10 protein-coding genes are annotated in these 26,035 nt (G+C 57.4%); 5 read left to right on the forward strand and 5 right to left on the reverse strand.

Features of this window, described 5'->3' with window-relative positions:
- Positions 1–89 precede the first annotated feature (89 nt).
- The 3 genes from SHEW_RS13770 to fusA form a co-directional block, all read right to left on the reverse strand.
- Entirely contained in the window at positions 90–902 is an 813-nt protein-coding gene (locus SHEW_RS13770; protein WP_011866458.1) for an outer membrane lipoprotein-sorting protein, read from the reverse strand.
- A 136-nt stretch (positions 903–1,038) separates the two neighbouring features.
- Complete coding sequence (locus SHEW_RS13775; RefSeq protein WP_011866459.1) at positions 1,039–1,398, reverse strand: cupin domain-containing protein; 360 nt, start codon at positions 1,396–1,398, stop codon at positions 1,039–1,041.
- 213 nt (positions 1,399–1,611) lie between these two features.
- The gene (gene fusA / locus SHEW_RS13780) at positions 1,612–3,660 is read right to left on the reverse strand and encodes an elongation factor G (RefSeq protein ID WP_011866460.1); all 2,049 of its coding nucleotides are present in this window, start codon (positions 3,658–3,660) and stop codon (positions 1,612–1,614) included.
- Positions 3,661–4,058: 398 nt separating this feature from the next.
- On the opposite strand from fusA, the gene SHEW_RS13785 reads away from it, so the two are divergent.
- The 5 genes from SHEW_RS13785 (at position 4,059) to pfaD (ending at position 22,477) form a co-directional block, all read left to right on the forward strand.
- Positions 4,059–4,913: a helix-turn-helix domain-containing protein gene (locus SHEW_RS13785; protein WP_011866461.1), complete on the forward strand. Its 855-nt coding sequence runs from the start codon at positions 4,059–4,061 to the stop codon at positions 4,911–4,913.
- Positions 4,913–12,772, forward strand: coding sequence for a type I polyketide synthase (locus tag SHEW_RS13790; protein ID WP_011866462.1), 7,860 nt, complete (start codon positions 4,913–4,915; stop codon positions 12,770–12,772). The genes SHEW_RS13785 and SHEW_RS13790 overlap by 1 nt, the downstream gene beginning before the upstream one ends.
- The gene (locus tag SHEW_RS13795; protein WP_011866463.1) at positions 12,769–14,919 is read left to right on the forward strand and encodes a PfaB family protein; all 2,151 of its coding nucleotides are present in this window, start codon (positions 12,769–12,771) and stop codon (positions 14,917–14,919) included. Before SHEW_RS13790 ends, SHEW_RS13795 begins: the two co-directional genes overlap by 4 nt.
- Positions 14,919–20,705 carry a hotdog fold thioesterase gene (locus SHEW_RS13800; RefSeq protein WP_011866464.1) on the forward strand — a complete coding sequence of 1,929 codons (5,787 nt, stop codon included), beginning with the start codon at positions 14,919–14,921 and terminating at the stop codon, positions 20,703–20,705. Before SHEW_RS13795 ends, SHEW_RS13800 begins: the two co-directional genes overlap by 1 nt.
- 134 nt (positions 20,706–20,839) lie before the next feature.
- Positions 20,840–22,477: an eicosapentaenoate synthase subunit PfaD gene (pfaD, locus tag SHEW_RS13805; protein WP_011866465.1), complete on the forward strand. Its 1,638-nt coding sequence runs from the start codon at positions 20,840–20,842 to the stop codon at positions 22,475–22,477.
- Between the two features lie 108 nt (positions 22,478–22,585).
- Here the strand turns inward: pfaD and SHEW_RS13810 are convergent, their stop codons facing one another.
- Both SHEW_RS13810 and SHEW_RS13815 read right to left on the reverse strand, forming a co-directional pair.
- Positions 22,586–24,934, reverse strand: coding sequence for a penicillin acylase family protein (locus SHEW_RS13810; protein ID WP_011866466.1), 2,349 nt, complete (start codon positions 24,932–24,934; stop codon positions 22,586–22,588).
- A gap of 123 nt (positions 24,935–25,057) precedes the next feature.
- The gene (locus SHEW_RS13815; protein ID WP_011866467.1) at positions 25,058–25,969 is read right to left on the reverse strand and encodes a LysR substrate-binding domain-containing protein; all 912 of its coding nucleotides are present in this window, start codon (positions 25,967–25,969) and stop codon (positions 25,058–25,060) included.
- Between the last annotated feature and the right edge of the window lie 66 nt (positions 25,970–26,035).

Below are 26,035 nucleotides of genomic sequence, written 5' to 3' on the forward strand. Positions count from 1 at the left end.
TCTAAGTTTCTATACCTAAGTCTTTGTACCTAAGTCCTTGTACCTAAGTCCTTGTACCTTAGCCTTAGCGTCTTAGATTTATCTCTGTGTTAGTCCCGCAGCGCCTTCATCTGCTGCTGAGAGAAGAAATCATCACCTATCTCAAAATCAAATGCCGCCTCATGGGTGATAAGCTCGGTGCGCTGCCCCGGTTTATCGGCCGGGATCATCACCATCTTGGTGGCCAACATACGCCCGCCCATCTCCTGAATACCCGAGGTGGTCAGGGTGTTTACCTGCTCATCGAACTCGTCGAAAAATTCCACTTTACGCTGCAAATAATGGCGACTCGAGATCCAAAGACGGATACGGCTCCAGACCACTGGCGCGTCAGGCTTGGCAAAGGCATCGATGACGAAGCAGTCATCCCCCTCTATCGATTCGTGCTGCACCAGCTGATGGCGATAATCGACCACTATGGAGGACTGATTGATAAGATCGTCATTGGTGAAGTCTGAGCCCATCCAAGACTGACTCAACATGGAGGGAGCTATCTTGATGATGCGCTCGATGGCGGGCACCCAGTTCCACATCTCGCGGTAGCGTTTGAGAGACACGCTGCCCTTGTCTTTCGCCGGCGCCGTCACCAGTACCAGCGACAGCTCCTGCCCCTTGGTCCAGCTCTTCATGCTCATGGAGCGCGTCCAGGCCGGACGCACGATATTCATGGTCGCCACCACATAGCTGGACTTACCGCGCATCTGCTCGTCGGCGCGGCGCACTATCTCGCGCGCCTCCAGGGCGTCGCTACTATTTATAACCGCAGTCTCAGTAGCCAGAGTCTCGGCTGTCGCTGAAATAGGTGCCATACACACCAGGGCAAGGCCTAGCATGCCCGCTAACCAAGGTCTCGATCCATCCATGTCGACGCCTCCAATAATTGCTCAAATGCCGCGCTAAACACTAAAACTTTAGACTATAACTTGTTGTCTTAAAAGGAAACAAACGAAAGTGTGACCCGCTTTTTTCCCCTCACTCTTAACTTACTTAAACCTTTTCCTAAGCCTTTTCCCTGTCACCATGGCTTGGCGGTGTAGAGGTCACCAGAAATTCCAGCACCTGCTCGCCGCCGTTGCGCAGGCAGTGAGCCTGACCCGGCGCCACATGCATCCCCTGGTGAGCAGTGAGTCTATGCTCGCTCCCCTCCACCTCAAGCAGCGCCGTGCCCGACAGGATAAAGAAAAACTGCTCCGCCACCTTATGGTAGTGACGCTGCTCGCCCCTGCCCACAGGTACCCGCTCCAGAATCACGCTCAGCGCAGGACGCTTCACTAGATGCCAGCCATCACAGGCCTTGCCTTCCATATCCTGTTCGCCCCAAAGATAGTGCTCACTGTTGTCGCGACTGACCACCTTCATCGATGCCCACTCCTTATTTCCGCTGCTAGATTAATTTATGATGCGACCAAGCTAATCCTAAGGCCCAGCGAGTGCAATAAGCGTCAGGGCATTTAGCTAATGCAACATAGCGCTGGCACAAGAAAAAAGGAGAACTTAGTTCTCCTTTTTCCAGCTCATTTTCAATGACTCATGTTTCAAGAGCAGTAAATGACACTAATGCCTGATCGAGTTTTAGTGGGCCTTTGCCGCCGAGACTAATGCCTTCTGCACATGATCCGGCACCACATCATAGCGGCTAAAGGTCATGGCAAACTGACCGTCGCCGCCGGTTAAGGATTTCAGCCGGGTCGAGTAATCGTCGACGGTAGCAAGCGGTGCCTCGACCTCCACTTCGACCTTGCCGTTGCCCTGGGCCTGGGTGCCGCAGATGATGCCGCGATTGGCACTGATATCCCCGGTAATGTCACCCACATGCTCCTGGGCCACCTGCACCTGCATCTCGACGATCGGCTCCAGGATCACTGGGTTGGCTTCCTGCACGGCATCGAGGAAGGCCTTCTTACCCGCCATCACGAAGGCGATCTCCTTCGAGTCGACGCTATGATGCTTACCGTCCAGCAAGGAGACGCGTACATCCTGCATCGGGAAGCCCGCCACGGCGCCGCCGTTCATCGCCTCCTTCACCCCTTTCTCGACCGCGGGAATGTATTGGCTCGGCACCGAGCCGCCCACCACCTTGCTGACAAACTCGAAGCCTGCACCTCTTGGCAGCGGCTCGACGGTGAGCTCCACCTCACCAAACTGACCGGCACCGCCAGACTGTTTCTTGTGGCGGTAACGCGCCGTGGCGCTGCGGGTGATGGTTTCGCGATACGCCACCGCGGGCACATCGGTTTCCATATCGACGTTAAAGAGATCATGGGCCTTCTCCAGCGCGATCTGCAGGTGCAAGTCCCCCTGGCCCTGTAGAATCGTCTGTCCTTCGGCCTCGTTCTTGGCGATGTGCAGGCTAGGATCTTCCACCACCAACTTGTTGAGCACCTCGGCAATCTTCTGCTCGTCGCCGCGGCGCTTGGCCGACACCGCCAGGCCGAAGATAGGTTGTGGCAGCACTAGCTCAGGCAGGTGGAACTCATCTTCGTCGTGACTGTCGTGAAGCACGGCGCCCACGGTCAGCTCATCTACCTTAGAGATGGCGCAGATATCGCCTGGCACCGCAGAGGTCACGCTAACCTGCTTGTCCCCCTGAAGCTTAAACAGGTTACCTACCTTGATGGGTTTACGACCATCGCCGATAAACAGCTTCATCCCCAGAGAGATGGTGCCCTGATAGACCCTAAACACTCCCATGCGACCGAAGAAGGGGTCGATAGCCACCCGAAAAACATAGGCCAGGGCGTGATCTTCGCTGGACTGGGTCACATCCACCGGCAGGGCCGATTCCCCTTGCCCCTTGATGAACTGGGGCGGGTTGGCCTCTAATGGGTTGGGGCTCAGCTTGATGATGAGCTCTAACAGCGCGCCTATGCCCACCTGCTGCTCGGCGCTGGTGAAACAGACAGGCACCAGATGGCCCATGCGCAGCGCGGTTTCCAGCGGGGCATGTAGCTGCTCGGGCGTAAGGTTTTCCCCCTGCTCCAGATACAGCGCCATCAGCTCATCGTCTTCCTCGAGCACAGTATCCACCAGCTCATCGCGGGCACTGGCCACATCATGGAACAGGGCCTCCCCCTGCAACTCGGGCTGAGGATGCAGATAACAGTCGATCACATCATCCAGGGCGGCATTAGGCAGATTCACCGGCAGGCAGCGATGGCCAAACTTGGTTTGGATCTCATCGAGTAGTCCCGCCAGATTAGCGCCATTGCCGTCGATATGGTTAATCGCAATCAGCACCACCTTACCCTGTGCCCTGGCGGCCTCGAAGGCGCGCTGGGTGATAGTCTCTATGCCGGTGGCGGCGTTGATCACCAAGAGCACAGACTCCACACCGCTAAGCGGCAACAAGGCACGGCCGAAGAAATCGGGCAGGCCCGGGGTGTCGATGAAATTGATGTGATGATTGTCGAAATCGAGATTGAGGAAGGAAGGTTCTAAGCTGTGTCTGTGGTCTTTTTCCTGGGCAGTGAAATCAGCATGATTTGTGCCCTTGTCCACCCTGCCTTTTTGGGCGATCGCCTCGCCCTGGAACAGCAATGCCTCGAGCAGAGTGGATTTACCCGCCCCTGTGTGTCCGAGCACCGCCAGATTCCGGATCTGCTCCGTGGTAAACTCAGCCATATCGGCCTCCTTTGATCTGTTATATCAATAGGTAACAGCACCACGACCTCTTTCCCTGCCACTAAAATCGTGTTTGCTGCAAACAAAAACAATGTGTTGTGATCGGTCTATTAACAACCAGTATAGGCCTGTCAACCTGCCTTGCTTTTGATCGAGATCACGCTTTAACTCACAGGGTTAATTTAGCTAACGCCTGTCACAAACAGCGAACATATGTAAGCTAAAAGAGCCGGTATCGAAGACTTTTAAGTCCCAGGTGATTGTATTGGCCCTCAAGCTACTGTAGTCTGCTGCTCTATTAACGTCAGTTCAGACGGACAACGCGGGATTTTGCAGGCTAGCAGCAAACCGCGACAGCGCTTGTCCCAATAGATTATTGATGGAACGCCCTAACCAGTATGCTCGAGAAGCCTAACCACAAGACGCAGCGCCGGGACTCGCAGACCGCGGCGCGAAAACTCAGCGCCAGTGAATATAGGCACAAGAATGCCACCACCACCCCTGAGATGCGTCAGTTTATCCAGGAGTCGGAACTACCGGTGAGCCAGCTGGCAAAGGTGCTCAACATCAGCGAAGCCACGGTGCGTAAATGGCGCCGGCGCGACTCCATCGAAGACACGCCCAACACCCCCCACCACCTCAACACCACGCTAACGCCGATGCAGGAGTATGTGGTCGTGGGGCTGCGCTACCAGCTGAAGATGCCGCTGGACAGGCTACTCAAGGTGACTCAGGAGTTTATCAATCCCAATGTGTCCCGCTCCGGCCTCGCCCGCTGCCTCAAGCGCTACGGGGTGTCGCGCATCCACAACATCGAGCGTCCCGAGGTGCCGGATCATTACTTCAACCAGCTGCCCATCGCCCAAGGCAGCGATATTGTCACCTATACCTTAAATCCAGAGACTCTGGCCCATACCCTGGCGCTGCCACAGGCCGACGGCGACACAGTGCTGCAGGTGGCCTCGCTCACCCTACCGCCACAACTGGCGGACGCCAAGCCAAGCTCGGTACTTTTGGGCATAGATCCCCACAGCGACTGGATCTACTTAGATATCTATCAAGACGGTAACACCCAGGCCACCAAGCGATACATCACCCATCTGCTTCGCCAAGGGCCGTTTCATCTGCGTAAGCTTTTGGTACGCAACTATCACACTTTCTTACAGCGCTTCCCTGGTGCCACCATGGCACAGCTAACACCCGGCGCTGACATACAGACACCTGAGCATCAGGTAGCAAGCGGAGACTCATAATGAGCCAGACCGAAACATCAAAGACGTCAAGCGATCAGCGCCTCAACAAGCGTCTGAAAGATATGCCCATTGCCATCGTTGGCATGGCGAGCATCTTTGCCAACTCACGTTATCTCAACAAATTTTGGGATCTGATCTGCGACAAGATTGACGCCATCACCGAGGTGCCAGACACCCATTGGCAGGTCGACGATTACTACGACAGCGATAAGAGCGCGCCGGACAAGAGCTACTGCAAACGCGGCGGCTTCATGCCCGAGGTCAACTTCAACCCGATGGAGTTTGGCCTGCCGCCCAACATCCTAGAGCTGACCGACACCTCACAGCTGTTGTCACTCATCGTCGCCAAAGAGGTACTCGCCGATGCCAAGCTACCGAGCGACTACGACAGAAACAAGATAGGCATTACCCTAGGTGTGGGCGGCGGTCAGAAGATCAGCCACAGTCTCAACGCCAGGCTGCAATATCCTGTGCTGAAAAAGGTGTTCAAGCACAGCGGCATCAGCGACGCCGACAGCGAGATGCTGATCAAGAAATTTCAGGACCAATATGTCCACTGGGAAGAGAACTCCTTCCCTGGCTCTCTGGGCAATGTGATCGCCGGACGTATCGCCAACCGTTTCGACTTAGGCGGCATGAACTGCGTCGTCGACGCCGCCTGCGCCGGCTCGCTGGCAGCCATGCGCATGGCGCTCAGCGAACTGGTGGACGGCCGCGCCGAGATGATGATCACCGGTGGCGTCTGTACCGACAACTCCCCCTCCATGTATATGAGCTTCTCCAAGACGCCAGCCTTCACCACCAACGAGACGGTGCAGCCCTTCGATATCGACTCCAAGGGGATGATGATAGGCGAAGGGATAGGCATGGTGGCCCTGAAGCGTTTGGAAGATGCCGAGCGCGATGGCGATCGCATCTATGCGGTGATCAAGGGCGTAGGCGCCTCGTCGGACGGTAAGTTTAAGTCTATCTACGCACCGCGCCCCGAAGGCCAGGCCAAGGCGCTCAAACGCGCCTACGACGATGCCGGATTCCCGCCACATACCTTAGGGCTGATGGAAGCCCACGGCACGGGCACGGCCGCCGGTGACGTGGCCGAGTTTAACGGCCTCAAGTCTGTGTTCAGCGAAGGCTGCAAGACGACCCAGCATATCGCCCTGGGCTCGGTGAAGTCGCAAATCGGCCATACCAAGTCGACCGCAGGCACGGCGGGGCTTATCAAGGCGGCGCTGGCGCTACACCACAAGGTGTTACCACCGACCATCAATGTGGACCAGCCCAATCCTAAACTGGATATCGCCAACTCGCCTTTCTACCTCAATACCGAGACGCGCCCCTGGCTGCCACGCCCGGACGGCACCCCGCGCCGCGCCGGTATCAGCTCTTTCGGCTTTGGCGGCACTAACTTCCACTTCGTGCTCGAAGAGTACCAGCGCGAACATAGCCGAGATCTGGGCAAGCTGACCCAATTCCGTCAGCGCGCCGTGCCTCAGAGCTTGCTGATCAGCGGCGCCGACAAGGCTGGCCTCATCGCCACCATCAGGCAGCTTGTTGCAGACGCAGATAAACAATCCCTCGACGTCCTGGCCAGTCAACATCCGCTGCGCATGCTTGACGCCAGTGCCCCGCGTCTTGGCCTGGTCGTTAGCGACAGAGACAGCCTCAAGACCCAGCTTAATCAGGCGCTTAGCCGCCTGGAAGCGGGCGATGAGGCATACTGGTCGCTACCTGGCGGCCTGCACTATCGCATCAGCAGTCTGGCTAACCCTAAAGTGGCCGCGGTGTTTGCCGGACAAGGCGCCCAATACCTCAACATGGGCCGTGAGCTAAGCTGTCATTTCCCCGAGATGCGCGAGCAATTTGTACTGGCCGACAAGGTATTTGCCAGCCAGGATAAGACGCCCTTGTCGCAACTGGTGTACCCGGTGCCAGTCTTCACGACTGAGGAGCGCAAGGCACAAGAGGCACTACTGACCAATACCGCCAATGCCCAGAGCGCCATCGGCGCCATCTCCATGGGGCAATACACCCTGCTCAAGCAAGCCGGCTTCACGCCCGACATGGTGGCAGGCCACAGCTTTGGTGAACTCAGCGCCCTGTGCGCCGCCGGGGTGATCAGCCTCGAAGACTATTACCAGCTGACATTCGCCCGTGGCGATGCCATGGCCAGCCCAAGTGCCGAGAGTGCCGAGGGTGCCGATCGCGGTACCATGTTCGCCATCATCACCAAAACCGCCGAGGATCTGACTCGACTGGAAGCTACCCTTATCGCCTTTGAGGGGGTTAAGGTCGCCAACTACAACGCGCCGACCCAGCTGGTGATCGCCGGACCGACAGATGCCACCACCCAGGCGGCCAAGGCCCTTAGCGAGCTCGGTTTCAAGGCGATCGCCCTGCCAGTATCCGGCGCCTTCCACACACCATTGGTGGGCCACGCCCAGGCACCGTTTGCCGAGGCGATCGACAAGGTGAAGTTTGCCAAACCGGCGCTGCCTGTGTACGCCAACGCCAGCGGCGCTCGCTACGCCAATGTCGCCAAGACCATCAAGAATGAGTTTAAGCAGCACATGCTGCAATCTGTGCGCTTTAGCGAGCAGCTAGAAGCCATGTACGCCGATGGTGCGCGCGTCTTCATCGAGTTCGGCCCGAAGAATATTCTACAGAAACTGGTGGAGAACACCCTTAGCGACAAGCTAGATACCCTGTGCACCATCAGCCTCAACCCTAACCCTAAGGGCGATAGCGACCTGCAACTTCGTCAGGGCGCCATGCAGCTTGCCGTCTGCGGCATCGCACTGGATGAGATAGACCCATACCAAACCGAAGCGGCCCAGGCCGAGCCAGTCTCTCCCATGAATATCACGCTCAACGCGACCAACTACATCAGCCCGGCGACCCTGGCGAAGATGGAAAAATCCCTTAACACGGGCACCATCACGCCACAGACCCGAGTGCAAGAGAAGATAGTGGAAGTTGAAAAACTGGTCGAAGTCGAAAAAATTGTCGAAAAATTTGTAGAAGTAGAGAAGATAGTGGAAAAATCGATCCCCGCAGCCCAAGCGCCACAGGCCAATGACTCTCATGGCTCAGTCATCAATACACCTGCCATCCAGACGTTACAGACAATCGCTGGCGATGATGCCCTGACGGCACTGTTCGCCGCCCAGCAACAGACGGCTCAGCTGCATCAGCAATTCTTGACCATACCGCAGCAGTATGGCGAGACAGTCACTCAGCTGATGACGGCGCAGGCACAGATGGCCGCCGCCGGGGTCGCGATCCCTGAGAGCCTGCAGCGCGCAATGGAGCAGTTCCACCAACATCAGGCGCAAACGTTACAAAGCCATACTCAGTTCCTCGAGATGCAGGCCTTAAGCCATCAAAGCGCCTTAAGCCTGCTCAGCCACGGAGCTATGGCGCCGCAAGCAAGCGCACCTAGCCGGGTTGTATTCACGCCAGCATCGACTCCGGCGCCAAACCCAATAAAAGCCACTGTGCCTGCGGCCGCGCCAGCAGTTACGGCAGCACCTCAGGTACAAGCGACTGTTAATCCGCCAGTAGCCACACCTGCTAAGGTGCAGCAAACTGTACAACCTATCGCCCCTCAGCCAATGGCACCTGCACAATCACCTGCCATTGAGCCAGTGAGTATGGCGCCAAGTGTTAACCTGGGCAGTGAACAGGTGCAACAGACCATGCTAAGCGTGGTGGCCGAAAAAACCGGTTACCCAACCGAGATGCTGGCCCTTGAGATGGACATGGAGGCCGACCTCGGCATCGATTCCATCAAGCGCGTGGAGATCTTAGGCACAGTGCAAGATGAGCTGCCGGCTCTGCCGGAGCTGAGCCCGGAAGATCTGGCCGAGTGTCGCACCCTGGGTGAGATCGTGGCGTATATGGAAAGCAAGCTGCCGGCCGCAGGTGCTCACATTACAGAAACCGCCGCTGGCGCAATTCAACAAGCCGCCGCTGGCGCTGTTGCTACCCCAGAGGTTCAAAACACAGCTACTAGCGGTTTATCTTCGACACAAGTCCAAGAGACCATGCTCACAGTTGTGGCTGACAAGACAGGCTACCCTACCGAGATGTTGGCCCTTGAGATGGACATGGAAGCCGATCTCGGCATCGATTCCATCAAGCGCGTGGAGATCTTAGGCACAGTACAAGATGAGCTGCCAAACCTACCCGAACTCAGCCCGGAAGATCTGGCCGAGTGCCGCACCTTGGGTGAGATCGTGGCGTATATGGAAAGCAAGCTGCCGGCCGCAGGAGCTAATATTTCAGAAACCGCCGTTGGCGCAATTCAACAAGCCGCCACAGGCTTGTCATCGACACAAGTCCAAGAAACCATGCTCACAGTTGTGGCCGACAAGACAGGCTACCCAACCGAAATGCTATCACTTGAGATGGACATGGAGGCCGATCTCGGCATCGATTCCATCAAGCGCGTAGAGATCTTAGGCACAGTACAGGATGAGCTGCCAGGACTGCCGGAACTCAGCCCAGAAGATCTGGCCGAGTGCCGTACCCTGGGTGAAATTGTTAGCTATATGAATAGCAAGCTGCCAGCTGCAGGTGCTCATATTACAGAAACCGCCGCTGGCGCAATTCAACAAGCCGCAGGCGCTATGAACAGCCAACAGCCAACCGCAGGTGCACCTATTCAGCAAGCCGCCGCTGGCTTGTCTTCGACACAAGTCCAAGAAACCATGCTGAGCGTGGTAGCTGATAAGACAGGTTACCCAACTGAGATGCTGGCCCTTGAGATGGATATGGAGGCCGATCTTGGCATCGACTCTATCAAGCGGGTCGAGATCTTAGGCACAGTTCAAGACGAACTGCCGGGACTGCCTGAACTCAGCCCAGAAGATCTGGCCGAGTGCCGCACCCTGGGGGAAATCGTCGCTTACATGAATAGCAAGCTGACCGCCACAGGCGCTGCACTCAGCCCAGAGGTTCAAAGCTCTGTTGCGACTGATAGCCTGTCATCAACACAGGTACAGCAGACCATGCTCACTGTGGTGGCCGACAAGACGGGCTACCCAACCGAGATGCTGTCGCTGGAGATGGACATGGAAGCCGACCTTGGTATCGACTCAATTAAACGAGTCGAGATCTTAGGCACAGTTCAAGACGAACTGCCGGGACTGCCGGATCTCAACCCGGAAGATCTGGCCGAGTGCCGCACTCTGGGTGAGATCGTGGCGTATATGAACAGCAAGCTGCCCGCCGCAGACGCGATAGTTGACACGACAAGCAGCCAAGAGCAGAGCGCCTCGGTTACTCAGGTGCAAGCCATCTCCGCCGAGCCTTTAGTCGAGCTACCGCCTCACAGCGAGGTGGCGCTAAAAAAGCTTGAAGCGGCGAAGCCTGATGCCGAGGGTTTCGCCGCCAATGCTACCCTGGTGATCCAAGACGATGGTCACAATGCCGGGGTACTGGCCGAGAAACTCAGCAACAAGGGACTCAAGGTCGTGGTTGTGCGCCTGCCAGAAGGTCAGCCTCAGTCACCGCTGAGCAGCGCCATCGCCAGCTGGCAGCCAGAAGGACTGGCTGAGCAAGATGTGATGCAGGCGATAGCAGGAATTAGCGCAGACCACGGTAACATTGCAGGTTTTGTACACCTACAGCCTCAGCAGGAAGCCAACGCTGTCTCAGAGATACAACTGAGCGACGCTGGCTTTAACCACCTGAGTTCGGCGTTCCTCTGGGCCAAGCATCTGCAGGCGCCATTAAGCGCGCAGACGGGTCGTCGCTGCTTTGTCACCGTCAGTCGTATCGACGGCGGCTTCGGCTACCTGGATGCTAAGCAACTGGCCAAGAGCGAACTTAATCAGGCCGCGCTTTCGGGTCTCACCAAGACTCTGAGTCATGAATGGCCAGGCATCTTCTGCCGCGCGTTGGACTTAGCGCCAGAGATGAGCGCGGCGCAGCTGAGCGATGCCGTACTCGCGGAGCTCATGGACAGCGACAGCGGTCTCAACGAGGTCGGTATCAGTGTCGATGCCGGCGGCAAACTGTGCCGTCATCGGCTACAGCCGGGTGAAGCGGCGATAAAAACCGCAGAATCCCAGCTGGATAGCTCAGATAAAATACTGGTGACCGGGGGGGCAAAAGGGGTAACCTTCGAATGTGCCCTGGCACTGGCTAAGCGTTGTCAGTCGCACTTTATCCTGGCCGGTCGCAGCGAACATATTAGCACGAAGGATCTGCCAGAATGGGCCCAGGGCAAGACTATCGGCGAACTTAAGCAGGCCGCTATCGCTCATCTACTCGCCAGCGGTGACAAGCCGACGCCTAAACAGGTCGACGCCCTCATCTGGCCGGTAAAGAGTAGCCTTGAGATCCAGGCCGCCCTCAACGCCTTCGAGGCGGTGGGCGCCTCGGCGGAATATCTGGCGATGGATGTCAGCAAGGCAGAGGCGATCGAGCAGGCCCTAGGCGCCATCAATCAGCTAACGCCAATTACAGGACTCATCCACGGTGCGGGCGTACTGGCCGATAAACACATACAAGACAAAACCTTAGATGAGCTTGCGCGAGTCTACGGCACTAAGGTGGCCGGGCTTAAGGCGCTGCTAAGCGTGATCGATCCCGCCCAGCTTAAGCTGGTTGCCCTCTTCTCTTCGGCGGCCGGTTTCTACGGCAACACGGGGCAGAGCGACTACGCCATGGCGAACGAGATCCTCAACAAGGCGGCACTGCAACTCACCCACAAGAGCCAGGCTAAGGTGATGAGCTTTAACTGGGGCCCTTGGGATGGCGGCATGGTCAATCCTGCGCTGAAGAAGATGTTTGTCGAGCGCGGCGTCTATGTGATCCCGCTGCAGGCGGGTGCCGAGCTGTTTGCCACTCAGCTACTTGGCGACAGCGGCGTACAGCTGCTGGTAGGCAGCGATATGCAAGGCAACACAGCTAAAGCAGATGAGGCAAGCTCAGTAAAAAAGCCTGATGCGGATGAGGTGCACGTTGCACAGCATCCGCTGCCGCCTGTCACCTTAACGCGCCAATTAACGCCCGCGACCATGGCCTTTGTCTCAGACCATGTGATCGGCGGTAACCCGGTATTACCGACGGTTTGTGCTATCCAATGGATGCGTGAAGCCGCTCGGGCGCACATTGGCGCCCCGGTAAAGGTGCGCAGCTATAAGCTGCTCAAAGGCATTATTTTCGACACCGAAGCGCCGAAAACCTTAGTGCTTACGCTAACCCCTGAATATACCGGCGATAGCCTGACGGCCATTCAGGCCTTAATAAGCAGCGAGGGACGGCCGCAGTACCAGGCGAGCCTTTGTTTGATGGATGGCGAGGACTGCTCGGCGCCAATCAAGGCCTTCGAAGGGCAGTACAATGGCGAGGCGGTCACCGATGCCAGCACGCTCTACAGTGACGGCACCCTGTTTCATGGGCCAAGACTGCAGGGATTGGATAAGGTACTTAAGTTCGATGAGCAGGGACTTATCGCCTCTGTAAGCCTGCCCCAGGTGCGCGAAGCCGACTGCGGCGAGTTTGTACCTAGCCTAAGCAGCGCAGGCTGTCAGCCTTTTGCCGAAGATCTCTTGCTCCAAGCCATGTTGGTCTGGGCAAGGCTCAGCTATGGGGCGGCCAGTTTGCCATCGGCCATCGACGAGTTCATCAGTGTGCAGCCGATGCACGGCGGCGAAACCGGCTATATAGAGCTGAATGTGGTCAAGAGCAATCGCAGAAGCCTGACGGCCGATGTGGCGCTTTACCATCAAGATGGTCGCCTGAGCGCCCTGATAAAAGGGGCCAGGATCACCATCAGCTCAACCCTCAATGCCGCCTTCGTGCCGCACGGCGCACGCGGTGAAACGGCCAACGAGGAGGCGACGCAGTGACCCAGGAGTTTGGCCAAAAGGTAAGCAATGCTAACGCTAACAGCGAAGGCGCTACCCCGCTGCGGGTAGCCCTCTTGCTGTTGCCAAAAGATGCGCCCTTGCCCGATACCTTAGCCAATCAGCCAGTTCGAAAGCTGCATGTTGACCAAATTGAGCCTAAGTTAACCGAGGCTGAGCTTACTGAGAATAAGCTGGCTCAGACGCTTGAGCAGGCAGTGAGCTGGGTCGCCACAGGCGATCTGGTTTGCCTGCATGGCGCCCAGCAAACATTGCTGCTGATGCCAGCGCTCAAGGCGGCGCAGCACAAGCTGCACCCTCATGCCCATCTGGCGGCGCTACAATACGGTCAAAGCCAGGGCAGTGCACTGCAAGGCGCGCTGGCACAGGCCAAACGCCAACCGGATAGTGTTCAATGCAGAGCGCATATCGATGACATGAACAAGGGCTTCGACGCCTTGTGTCGCCTGATCGCTGATATTGCACAGCGAACCATTAGGCGTTCAGAGAGCCGGCGTCACTACTGGTTTACCGAGCCCTATCAGGGACGAGTGGCGACGCTTACCCTGGAGAATACCCAGCCTCAGCAAGGGAAAGCGCAAACTCATCTGGCCATGGTGCTGACACAAGGCACAGGCCGACTCAAGGCGCGTTCGCTACTGTCGGCCAGCCAGCTGTTCTTTCTGCTACCCGGTAGCAGTGAAGCCGCGCTCAACCAAGGGCTCTGGGCCCTGGCGGCGGCCTTGGATAAGCTCGCCTTATCACAGACCGAGCCCTTAGCGCGGGAGATGGCGATCATTGAGCTGATGCAGCAAAATCTCGATGCCTTTGCCACCAGCGGCCCGACACGTTTTGTCATCTGTCTACAGGCCATAAGTATCGAGGCGCTTGGGCAGGAGATCACCGCCATGAGCCAGGCGCTGGCCAAAGTCTGTAAGGAGAAAGGGGAATACCGCACGCCATCGGGTAGCTATTTCAGCGCCGCGCCGCTGGGTCAGGCCAAGCTGGCCTTCGTTTATCCCGGCGTTGGCACCATCTACCCTGATATGCTGCATGAGCTACATAGCTACTTTCCGGCCCTGTTTAGCCGCTTGCAGCAACAAGGGGATCTCAAGGCGATGCTGCAGGCCGATATGATCTATCAAGAAGATAAGGCCGACACTCAGCAGATGCCTCTAAGCAAGATGGCCATTGCCGGTGTGGGCGCCAGCTACCTGCTGACCAAGCTCTTGGTGGATGAATTTGCAGTGCAGCCGCACTTTGCCCTGGGTTACTCCATGGGTGAAGCCGCCATGTGGGCCAGCCTGGATGTGTGGCAAGATCCCCATAGCTTGATCGATAAGACCCTGAGCGAGCCCCTGTTTACCGAGGAGATCTCAGGTCCGCTCAAGGCGGTTCGTCGTCACTGGCAACTGTCAGACAAGGATCCTCTCGAATGGAACAGTTTTCTGGTGCGATGCCAAGGCGATGATATTCAGCCTTTGCTGGAGCGTTACCCCAGAGTCTATCTTGCCATCACCCAGGGGGATACCTGCGTGATCGCTGGCTGTCAGGCCAGTTGCCAGGCCCTGTTACAGGAACTGGGTAAACGTGGCATAGCCGCCAACCGCGTCACCGCCATGCATACGCCACCAGCCTTAAGCCTGCAGTCGCAGGTGCAGGCCTTCTATCATCAGGCGATCATGGCCGAGGCCGCCGAGCATCCGGTCAAATTTATCAGCGCCGCCAGCCTCATCGATGGCCAAGATGGCGCCGTCAACGAAATTCAGGCCCTGAGCGCCGAAGCTATCGCTACCTCGATAGCCAAGACCTTCTGTCATCACCTCGATTTTGAGTCGCTCATCCAGAGCGCAACCCATCAGGGGGCTGCGCTATTTGTCGAGGTCGGTGCCGACAGACAAAACTGCACCCTGATAGATAAAATTCTAAAAGCCAGCGAGACACCTCATGTCAGCGTGCCGGTCAATGCCCGCGGCGCAAACGAGGTGATCACCCTGCTCAAAGCCTTGGGCACACTGATCAGCCACAGAGTTCCCGTCAGCCTCACTGTGCTGCAACTGGGACTCAAGCGTGAACTGGCTAAGCTACAACAGCGCAGCGCTCAAGGTGAGCCTCCGCTCGCCAATACCCTATTTCAAGAGGAAGTCTAATGCCTTCAAATGAAGCGCCTTCTGCCAAACAAGTGCCCCCAAAGACCCGAGGTCATGGCAAGATTGCCATCGTGGGTCTGGCAAACCTCTACCCAGACGCCAAGACCCCTAAGCAGTTTTGGCAAAACCTGCTCGACAAACGCGACTCTCGCACCCAACTCAGCGATGACAAGCTCGGCGCCCACTTAGCCGACTTTCGTGGCGAGCAGGGCGAGGCCGATCGCTTCTACTGCGACAAGGGCGGGTATATTGAAGATTTTCACTTTAATCCCTATGGCTATAAGCTGCCGCCCGAACAACTCCAAGGGATGGACGATAGCCTGCTGTGGGCGCTGGACACCAGTCGCAATGCCCTGCTCGATGCGGGCATTGCCCTGGACTCTCCTCAGCTATCACGCTGCGGCATCATCATGGGCACCCTCTCTTTCCCTACGGCAAAATCGAATGAGCTGTTTCTACCCCTCTACCATAAGGCGGTAGAAAAAGCCCTTAAGCAGAAGCTGGCCTGCCCAGACTTCAGCCTGAGCGACTATAACGCCCATAGTCCGGCTGCCACCACCTTAGACGTTGCCAATGGTGCCATCGCCCACAACGCCTCTAAGCTAGTGGCCGATGCCCTCGGCCTTGGGCGCGTTCAACTTAGTCTGGATGCCGCCTGCGCCAGCTCTGTCTATTCGCTGAAGCTGGCCTGCGACTATCTCAACACGGGCAAGGCCGATCTCATGTTGGCGGGCGCCGTCTCCGGCGCCGACCCTTTCTTTATCAACATGGGCTTCTCCATCTTCCATGCCTATCCAGAACATGGCTTCTCGGCCCCCTTCGATCGCAATACCAAGGGGCTGTTTGCCGGAGAAGGCGCCGGGGTACTGGCACTCAAACGCCTCGAAGACGCCGAACGTGATAATGATAAGATCTACGCCATCGTCAGCGGCATCGGCCTGTCTAACGACGGCAAGGGCCAGTTTGTGCTCAGCCCCAACAGTAAGGGGCAGGTCAAGGCCTTCGAGCGTGCCTATCGCCACAGCGGCGTAGCGCCGAAGCAGATAGAAGTGATCGAATGCCATGCCACGGGCACCCCGCTGGGTGACAAGGTAGAACTGGCCTCTATGGAGCAATTTTTTGCCCCTGGGCTCGAAGGTGCGAGCGCGCCCATGATAGGCTCGGCCAAATCCAACTTAGGGCATTTACTTACCGCTGCGGGCATGCCGGGGATCATGAAGATGATCTTTGCCATGAATCAGGGCCAGCTGCCCCCAAGCATCAACCTCAGTGAGGCCATCGAGTCACCAAACGGCCTATTTGGCGCTCATACCCTGCCCCGTCAAGTGACGCCTTGGCCGATTAAGGCCGATAACGCGGCGCGATTAGCCGGGGTATCGGTATTTGGCTTCGGCGGCTGTAATGCCCATCTTTTGTTAGAATCCTATACACCCACAGAGTGCGAGCCTTCAACCACAGCGACATCGCCACAGTTAACTGCACCTTGTCACAACGGCTCGACACCGCAATTTGTGATCAGTGGCATTGCGGCGCATCTCGGCCCACTTGGCAGCATTAACGCCCTCGACACCTGTATTCGCCAAGAGCAAGAGGCCTTTGTGCCCCTTCCACCAGCGCGCTGGAAAGGGTTAGATCAGCACCCAGAACTGCTAGCGCAATTTGGCCTGGACTCGGCACCCCGAGGCGCCTATGTGGATAGCTTCGAGCTGGATTTTCTGCGCTTTAAACTGCCCCCCAATGAAGACGACCGCCTTATCGGCCAACAGCTGATGCTGATGAAAGTCGCCGACGAAGCCATACGCGACGCAGCGTTACAGCCAGGGCAAAAAGTGGCCGTCTTGGTCGCCATGGAGACAGAGCTGGAACTGCACCAGTTCCGCGGCCGGGTAAACCTGCACACTCAGCTCAAACAGAGTCTGGATGCCATGGGCGCCAGCCTGAGCGACAGCCAATATCGCGAGCTTGAGGCCCTGGCCATGGACAGCGTGCTCGACGCCGCCAAGCTAAACCAATACACCAGCTTTATCGGCAACATCATGGCCTCGCGTATCGCCTCCTTGTGGGACTTCAGCGGTCCGGCCTTTACCATCTCCGCTGGCGAGCAATCTGTGGGCCGCGCCCTGGATGTGGCGGAAAATATCATGGTGCAGGAGCAGCTTGATGCCGTAGTGATCGCCGCGGTCGATCTCTGCGGCAGCCTGGAGCAGGTGATGCTGAAAAATGCCATCGCCCCCGTGGCCAATCAGAGCCATCCAAACGGCTGGCGACTGGCGGAAGGCGCCGGCGCCCTGGTGCTGGAAACCTCATCCCACCAAAGCCAGCGTGGCGCTAGCGCCTATGGCAAGATAGAGAGCCTCAACTTTGGTCCTCAGCACCAATTAGCGCGCCTGTGCGATGAGCTATTGACCCTCAATGGCACAGATGCCGAGCAGATCTCACTGGTCGAGATGAATGTGGCGCCTTGCAGCCAGCATCAGCCCCAACAGCTGATAGCGCAGCTGCCTACGGCGCAGGCTCGTCTGGTGCAGAGCGACCAACAACTGGGCCACAGCTTTGCCGCCGCCGGCATGACCAGCCTGATCGCCACACTGCTGCGCATGACACAAGAAAACGCGGACAACGCCCTGGTCGCCAACTTCAGCGAAGATCAGAGCGCCTTGCTGCATCTTACTCAAACCCATACCCAGCGCGGTGCGCTGACCCAAAGGCTAGACCAAGATCTCACCACCCATGAGGGGCGTAGCCTGATCAAGCGGGTCACCCTGGGTGGACGCGGCATCATAGAACACATACTGACTCAGCCGCTGACGCAACTGTCAGCGCTGCAAGACAAGTTGGCCGCGGCCAATGGACAAGGTCAGACTAAACCGAAAAAAGTGTCCAAGCTTATAAGCTATTTAGGCCAGGTTAATTCGAACACGACTCAAGCATCACAGTTTGCCACGCCGTCGATGACAGGCGGTGCAACAGGTAACTTACCCACTATGACCCAGCATTCAGCTCAGCCACCAGGCTCACCGATCAGCAACCCTGATCTCAGCGCCTTTCATGACAATCAACAAAAGGCGCGTCAGGCCCATCTCGCTTTCCTCAAGAGCCGTGAATCAGGCCTGAAAGTGGCCGACCTGCTGCTTAAGCAGCAACTGGCCCAAGCCATAGGTAGCCCATCGACGCCAGCTTCGGCCTCAAGCGTCACCCAGATGCCACTCAAACCAAGGCACGATCTGGTCGCGCCATACCGCGCACCGGTTCCGGCCCATAAGCCCTGCATCTGGGACTACCACGACCTGGTGGAATACGCCGAGGGGGATATAGCCAAGGTGTTCGGCCCCGACTATAGCGTGATCGACGGCTACTCACGCCGGGTGCGCCTGCCCACCACAGATTATCTGCTGGTATCACGGGTCACCAAGCTGGATGCCAAACTGGGCGAATATAAGCCCAGCACCATGACCACGGAATACGACATCCCCGTGGATGCCCCCTACCTGGTGGACGGTCAGATCCCCTGGGCGGTCGCAGTGGAATCGGGCCAGTGCGACCTCATGCTAATTAGTTACCTGGGCATAGACTTCGAGAACAAGGGCGAGCGTGTCTATCGCCTGCTTGACTGTACCCTCACCTTCTTAGGGGATCTCCCCCGCGGTGGCGATACCCTAAGGTATGAGATTAAGATCAACAACTTCGCCCGCAATGGCGATACCCTGCTGTTCTTCTTCTCCTACGAATGTTTCGTTGGCGATACCATGATCCTCAAGATGGATGGCGGCTGCGCAGGCTTCTTCACCGACGCCGAGCTGGCTGACGGTAAAGGGGTGATCCGCACCGAGGAAGAGCTGCTCGCCCGCAGCCGCGCCACCAAGCAGATCTTTAACCCACTCCTGGATTGCCCGCGCACCCAGTTCAGCTATGGTGACATCCACAAGCTGCTGTCGGCCGATATCCAAGGCTGTTTCGGCCCATCCCACGCAGGACCTGCTCAGCCTTCACTCTGCTTCGCCTCGGAGAAGTTCTTGATGATCGAAGAGGTCAGCAAGGTCGAGCGCAGCGGCGGCGCCTGGGGGCTTGGACTGGTCGAGGGCCACAAGCAACTGGAGCCTAACCACTGGTATTTCCCTTGCCACTTCAAGGACGATCAGGTGATGGCCGGCTCACTGATGGCCGAGGGTTGTGGTCAGTTACTGCAGTTCTACATGCTGCACCTTGGCATGCATACCCAGACCCAAAATGGTCGTTTCCAGCCTCTGGAGAATGCCTCGCAGAAGGTGCGTTGTCGCGGCCAGGTGATCCCGCAATCGGCCCGCCTCACCTACCGCATGGAGGTGACAGAGATAGGCTTCAGCCCTCGCCCTTACGCCAAGGCGAATATCGATATCTTGCTCAATGGCAAGGTGGTGGTCGACTTCCAAAATCTGGGGGTGATGATCAAAGAGGAAGCTGAATGTACCCGCTACCCTGAACTGGAAAGCAGCGACGCAAGCAGTGCACAGGCTAAGGCCAATCAGGGAGCCTCAGCCAATGCCCCGCTGATGACTAATGCACCGCTAATGGCTCAGGTCCCCGATCTCAGCGCTGCGCCTAACAAGGGGGTAATTCCGCTGACGCATGTGGAGGCGCCTGTGACCCCGGACTACCCTAACCGGGTACCCGACACTGTGCCTTTTACGCCCTATCACCTGTTCGAATTCGCCACCGGCGATATCGAGAAGTGCTTCGGCCCTGAGTTCGCCATCTACCGCGGCATGATCCCACCGCGTACGCCATGCGGCGATCTGCAGCTCACCACCCGGGTGATAGAGGTTAACGGCCAGCGCGGCGACTTCAAGCGCCCTGCCAGCTGCATCGCCGAATATGAGGTGCCACGCGATGCCTGGTATTTCGATGCCAACAGTCATCAGGCGCTGATGCCCTACTCTGTGATGATGGAGATCGCCCTGCAGCCAAACGGCTTCATCTCGGGCTACATGGGTACCACTCTCGGCTTCCCCGGCCTGGAGCTCTTCTTCCGTAACCTAGATGGCAGCGGCGAGCTGCTGCGTCAGGTGGATCTGCGCGGCAAGACTATCGTTAACGACTCACGCCTGCTCTCTACCGTGATGGCGGGCACCAACATCATTCAGAGCTTTAGCTTCGAGCTGAGCACAGATGGCGAGCCCTTCTATCGCGGCACAGCGGTATTCGGTTACTTCAAGGCCGAGGCACTTAAAGATCAGTTGGGGCTGGACAACGGCAAGACCACTCAGCCCTGGCATCAGGCCAAGGGTATTACACCGGATATTCGGGTCGATCTGCTGGACAAGGGCGGCCGCCACTTCAACGCGCCAGCGGGCCAGCCTCACTATCGTCTGGCGGGCGGTCAGCTGAACTTTATCGACAGCGTCGAGATCGTCGATAACGGCGGCACCCACGGCCTGGGCTACCTCTACGCCGAGCGCACCATAGATCCGAGCGACTGGTTCTTCCAGTTCCACTTCCATCAGGATCCTGTGATGCCGGGTTCATTAGGCGTTGAAGCCATCATAGAAACCATGCAGACTTATGCCATCAGCAAAGACTTGGGCGCCGGGTTCACCAATCCGAAATTTGGCCAGATCCTCTCCAACATCAAGTGGAAGTATCGCGGTCAGATCAACCCACTCAACAAGCAGATGTCGATGGATGTGAGCATCACCTCGGTCAAAGAGGACGCAGGCAAGCTGGTGATCACCGGCAATGCCAGCCTGAGTAAGGATGGCCTGCGGATCTACGAGGTGAGCGACATCGCCATCTGCATCGAAGAAGCCTAAGCACAAACAAAGATGTAGACAGCGCGATAAAAACACATAGATTGAGCAACATAAGAAAATCGGTCGATACGGGTCATGCCTTATAAAACAGGCATGTTCCCGGGTCGCCCAAGACGAAAAAGGTCTTTTATTAGATGAATCCGACTACCACAAACGAGCAGCTTTCTCCCTGGCCCTGGCAGGTAAGCGACAGCAAGATCAGCTTCGACACGGCCGCCATGGCAACTGCGCTCAAAGATTTCAGCCGCGCCTGCTACCTGGTCAACGACAGCGACCTGGGGGTGGGCATCGCCACCGAGGCGAGCCTGATGACCAATAATCAAGGCTCGGGTGCTCAGGCCTCGGGCCACCCGGTCAGCGCCTTCACACCTGCTCTGGGCACTGAGAGCCTGGGCGATGGCAACTTTCGCCGGGTGCACGGTGTCAAGTACGCCTACTATGCCGGCGCCATGGCCAATGGCATCTCGTCGGAAGAGCTAGTGATCGCCCTGGGCAAGGCGGGCATCTTATGCTCCTTCGGCGCCGCAGGACTCATCCCAAGCCGGGTTGAGCAGGCGATCGCACGGATCCAAACCGCGCTACCTAATGGCCCCTACATGTTTAACCTGATCCACAGCCCGAGCGAGCCTGCGCTTGAGCGCGGCAGCGTCGAGCTCTTCCTTAAGCACAAGGTGCGCACGGTCGAGGCCTCGGCCTTCCTGGGACTGACGCCGCAGATCGTCTACTATCGCGCCGCCGGCCTGAGCCGCGACGCCAACGGCCACATCATCATAGGCAACAAGGTGATCGCCAAAGTGAGCCGCACCGAGGTCGCCGAGAAATTTATGCAGCCGGCTCCCGTCAAGATGCTGCAGAAGTTGGTGGACGAGGGCTTGATCACCCATGATCAGATGGAGATGGCCCAGACAGTGCCCATGGCAGACGATATCACCGCCGAGGCGGACTCGGGCGGCCATACGGATAATCGTCCTCTGGTGACCCTGCTGCCGACCATTTTGGCGCTCAAGGAGGAGATCCAGGACAAGTATCAATATGCCACGCCCCTGCGCGTCGGTTGTGGCGGCGGCATAGGCACCCCGGATGCGGCTCTGGCGGCCTTCAACATGGGCGCGGCCTACATAGTGACAGGCTCAATCAACCAGTCCTGTGTCGAGGCGGGCGCCAGCGAGCACACCCGCAAACTGCTGGCCACCACAGAGATGGCCGATGTCACCATGGCGCCGGCCGCCGACATGTTTGAGATGGGCGTTAAGCTACAGGTGGTCAAGCGCGGCACCCTGTTCCCCATGCGCGCCAACAAGCTATATGAGATCTACAGCCGCTACGACTCGATAGAAGCGATACCTGTCGATGAGCGCGACAAGCTGGAGAAGCAAGTATTTCGCGCCAGCCTGGATGAGATCTGGGCCGGCACAGTCGCCCACTTTAACGAGCGAGATCCTAAGCAGATTGAGCGCGCCGAGGGGAATCCCAAGCGTAAGATGGCGCTGATCTTCCGCTGGTACCTGGGGCTGTCGAGCCGCTGGTCTAACACAGGTGAGCAGGGCCGCGAGATGGACTATCAGATCTGGGCAGGTCCCGCGCTGGGCGCCTTCAACCAGTGGGCCAAGGGCAGCTATCTGGATGACTACAGCAAACGTCATGCTGTGGATCTGGCCAAGCACCTGATGTACGGCGCCGCTTATCTGGCGCGGGTCAACGCCATCAAGGCACAGGGGATCAAGCTGCCTGGCGAGCTCTTGCGTTACAAGCCGCAAGTGGCGCTGGCGTAAGTTAAACCGCAAACTCAGTTTGAATTAGCTAAACGCTGTATCGACAAAAAAGCCACCTCAAGGTGGCTTTTTTATCGGCTTAAACATCTAATACCGAGACCTGATCAATCAGTCTTGCATCTGGCTCGGCGTCAGAGTCAGCTTGGCCTCTATCTCTCCCGGCAGCAGCGGCGTCGCCGCGCCGCGGGCATACTCGCTAAAGCCTGCGCGGTAGTATTTCGACAAGGGGTGGCCCGACTGGCCACCAGGGACCGCCATGATGGCCCGCTCCTCATAACCTGGCTGCACGATGAAACGTTGGGAGGCGCCGAAGCTCTTACGTTGCACCGCCGGCATAAAGGTATCGCCAAAACCGGCCACCTTAGGCATATCCAGCCAGCGACTCAGCAACGGGAACTGGCGACTAAAGGGATGCTGTATCGCAAGGGTATTCACCCGGCCCCAATTAAGCGCACTCAGCTCGCCATCCTCGCTGTATTTATCTAGCAGTTCGTCGCGGGCGGTGACATAGCTGGCGATCACCAGCTCATCCCAGCTGGCGACGTCTTGTGGCAGCCAGTCGGCAGGCTGCTGCTTGAGCAGTTGCCAGATGGCGGGCTCCAGGTAACGCTTGAGCACAGAGAGACTCAGCTGGGCGCTGTTTAGCTCGGCCTCCAGCGGCGCGAAGGCGCTGTCTAACATCTGGCTGCGAAACGCCTTCACCAGGGTGAAGCCCACCGACTCGGCGCAGGCGCACTCCTGCCAGTCACGCAGTTGCACTATATCCTTGGCAAAACGCTTGGGTTCACGCATCAAGCTCTCCAACAGAAAAGCCTGCCAGGGGCGATAGAAGCGGGCCTGATTATCGAGCTGTATGCGATAGAAATCGCTCTCATCGAACAGCTCCTGCTCTAGCAATCGATCGCGGATCTGCGCGCTCCTGGCCCCCAGGGCGTAGCCACCATCGCCGTAACGCTCTGCCTCCTGGGTCGACATCACCCTAGCATTGGCGCTCCAGAGCCTGTCGCTGGCGGGATCTTGAAGCGACGGCAGTACCTTGTCTCTCTCTTGCCACTTATCCCAGACTATCTCCTCACTAGGCAACGCTATATCACTGCCATTGGTGCGCGCGGGGACGGCGCCGGCAAGCTGCCAGGCGGCGTGGCCCTTGTCATCGGCCAGCATCAGGTTCTGCACCGGAATACCGAAACCGCTGGCCTTGGCCATCGCCTCGGGCACATTATCTATCTGCTCCAGCGCCATCAGCTCCATATTGACCGCATACTCCTGATGGGCGACCCAGGCCAGGGCATAGGCCTGCTCCCCCAAGTGGCGAACCGGGCCGAAGCGCGACAGCGTGACGGCATAGTCCTGCTCCCCCTTTGGCAGCTTAATGGTCTCGTGGACCACCTCAAGCGGCTCATCTTTGTCCAGCGCCACCCAGTCGGCGGTGTCGATATAGGCGTTGGTAAAGCCCCAGGCCAGCTTGCCGTTGCTGCCGACCACAATCGCAGGTGCACCGGGCAGGGACACGCCGGTCACCTGCACCGCCTTGCCCTCACCATCCGGATAGTTTAGCTGCGCGCGGTACCAGATGATGGGCACGGCGAAGGAGAGGTGCATATCATCTGACAGCATGGCGCTGCCGGTGCGGGTCATCTTGCCGGTCACCGCCCAGTTGTTGCTGCCCACTTCGATGGGCTCCTCTATGGTCACCGCCAGTCGCTGGGCCAGGGTCGAGGCCGTGCTCTGTTGTAGACTGACGCTTGGACTTGGGCTTGGACTCAGCTTTGGAATTGCCGGCGGATCGGAAGGAAACAGGCTGTTATCCAGCGCCGCCTGATAGTTTGAGGTCTGGGTGATAAAACTGCGCATCTCCGGACCAAAGCTGCGTTCGATATGATCAAGGGCGAGATCGCGCTTGGGGCCATTGCCCTGCAGATCCAGATACATGCTGTAGATCACCAGCAGGCTGTCGGCGGGTCGCCATGGCTCACGCTTGGCGCGGGTCAGCAGATACTCGAACGAAGGCAGCGACTGGGCGGTGAGCGCGCGATTGACGCCGTCGGCATAGCGCTGCAACAGCTGTTGCTGGGCGGTGGGCAGATGGCGATAGATATGCTCGGCGCGTTTTCTCAGCTGATGGAAGCGGCGCGACTCATCGAGCTTTACCGCAGGCTTGCCGAACAGCTCGGCCAGCTCACCGGCAGAGTTGCGTCTGAGCAGATCCATCTGAAAAAACCTGTCCTGACCATGGGCAAATCCCAGGGTAAAGGCGGCATCCTGACGATTCTCGGCGTGGATCACCGCAGTGCCAAGACGATCCCGCCCTATGCTGGTCTTGGCCGAGATCTGACTAGTTTGAACCTCGCCAGAGAGTTTGGGCAGGCTGAGATTGAGGCTGACATAGACGCCGACCACCAGCATAAAAACGAGCGATAGTAGGATGAGCAACAGGGTTTTCAGGTGTCTTAACATGAGATAAGCGAGTGATAAGTCAATGGAAACTCATCATAACAAAAGTTGCTTACTTGTTAAGCTCCTAAAACGAATTTGTATTTGCTTTCTAGGCCAAGGCCGCGCTACCCCATAGGATGAAGGTTAACGCGCCAAGGTACGATCTCCCGGATGATCCCCCGGATAGTTGTCGATGATCCAGTCGACGATACGCATGATACGGGCGTCACGCTTCTTGGAGGTCTTGTAGGCGATGTAATAGGTCAGCCCCGAAAGACAAGTCGGCAGGTCCAGTTTCACCAGATTTCCCGAGTCCAGCTCCACTTTGAGGGTCTGCTCCAGCCCCAATACTATCCCCTGGCCATAGATAGCCGCTTGCACCGCCAGCATGTTGTGATTGAAGAAGATCTTCTTCTGATTGGGACTGATGGCGATATCATTGTTTCTAAACCAGGTATCCCAATCGACGCCATAGTCTTTATGTTTGGAATAGAGCAGACAATGTTGATCTAGGGTCGCCAGGCTGATCCCCTGTGACTGAGCAAGGTAATCTGGGCTGCAGAAGGCCACCAGCTTCTCGGTGACCAGAGGGATGATGGTATAACCGTCCTGACATTCCCGGGTGACGATAAAGATATCGGCGATCATGTCACTCATCTCAATATCATTCTGGAACATGCCGACATTGATATTGAGCTCCGGGTACATCTGCCTAAGCTGCTCCATCTTAGGCACCAGCCATCTGGCCGCCAGCGAGGTATAGGAATGCACCCTCACCTCACCCGCCATGTTCTGCACCAGGCTGGAGCAGACGCTGTTGAGATCGTAAAACACAGGTGCCAGGCGCTCTCTGAGCTCTATGCCCGCCTCGGTAAGATTGATCTTTCCGCCTTGCCTGTAAAATAACTTCTCTAAGAAATAGTCTTCCAGCTGCTTTATCTGCTGCGACACCGCACTCTGGGTTATACACAGCTCATTGGCCGCGAGGGAACAACTTTCTAATCTGGCACATGCCTCAAATATCTGCAGTGCTCTTAGCGGAATATTATTGTTCATGATTCTTTAGCAAAGCGAAAACCGAATCAAAATGCTAACAAGGGATCTGCAGAAAAGATGTAACGC

The organism is Shewanella loihica PV-4 (assembly GCF_000016065.1).
Taxonomy (GTDB): Bacteria; Pseudomonadota; Gammaproteobacteria; order Enterobacterales; family Shewanellaceae; genus Shewanella; species Shewanella loihica.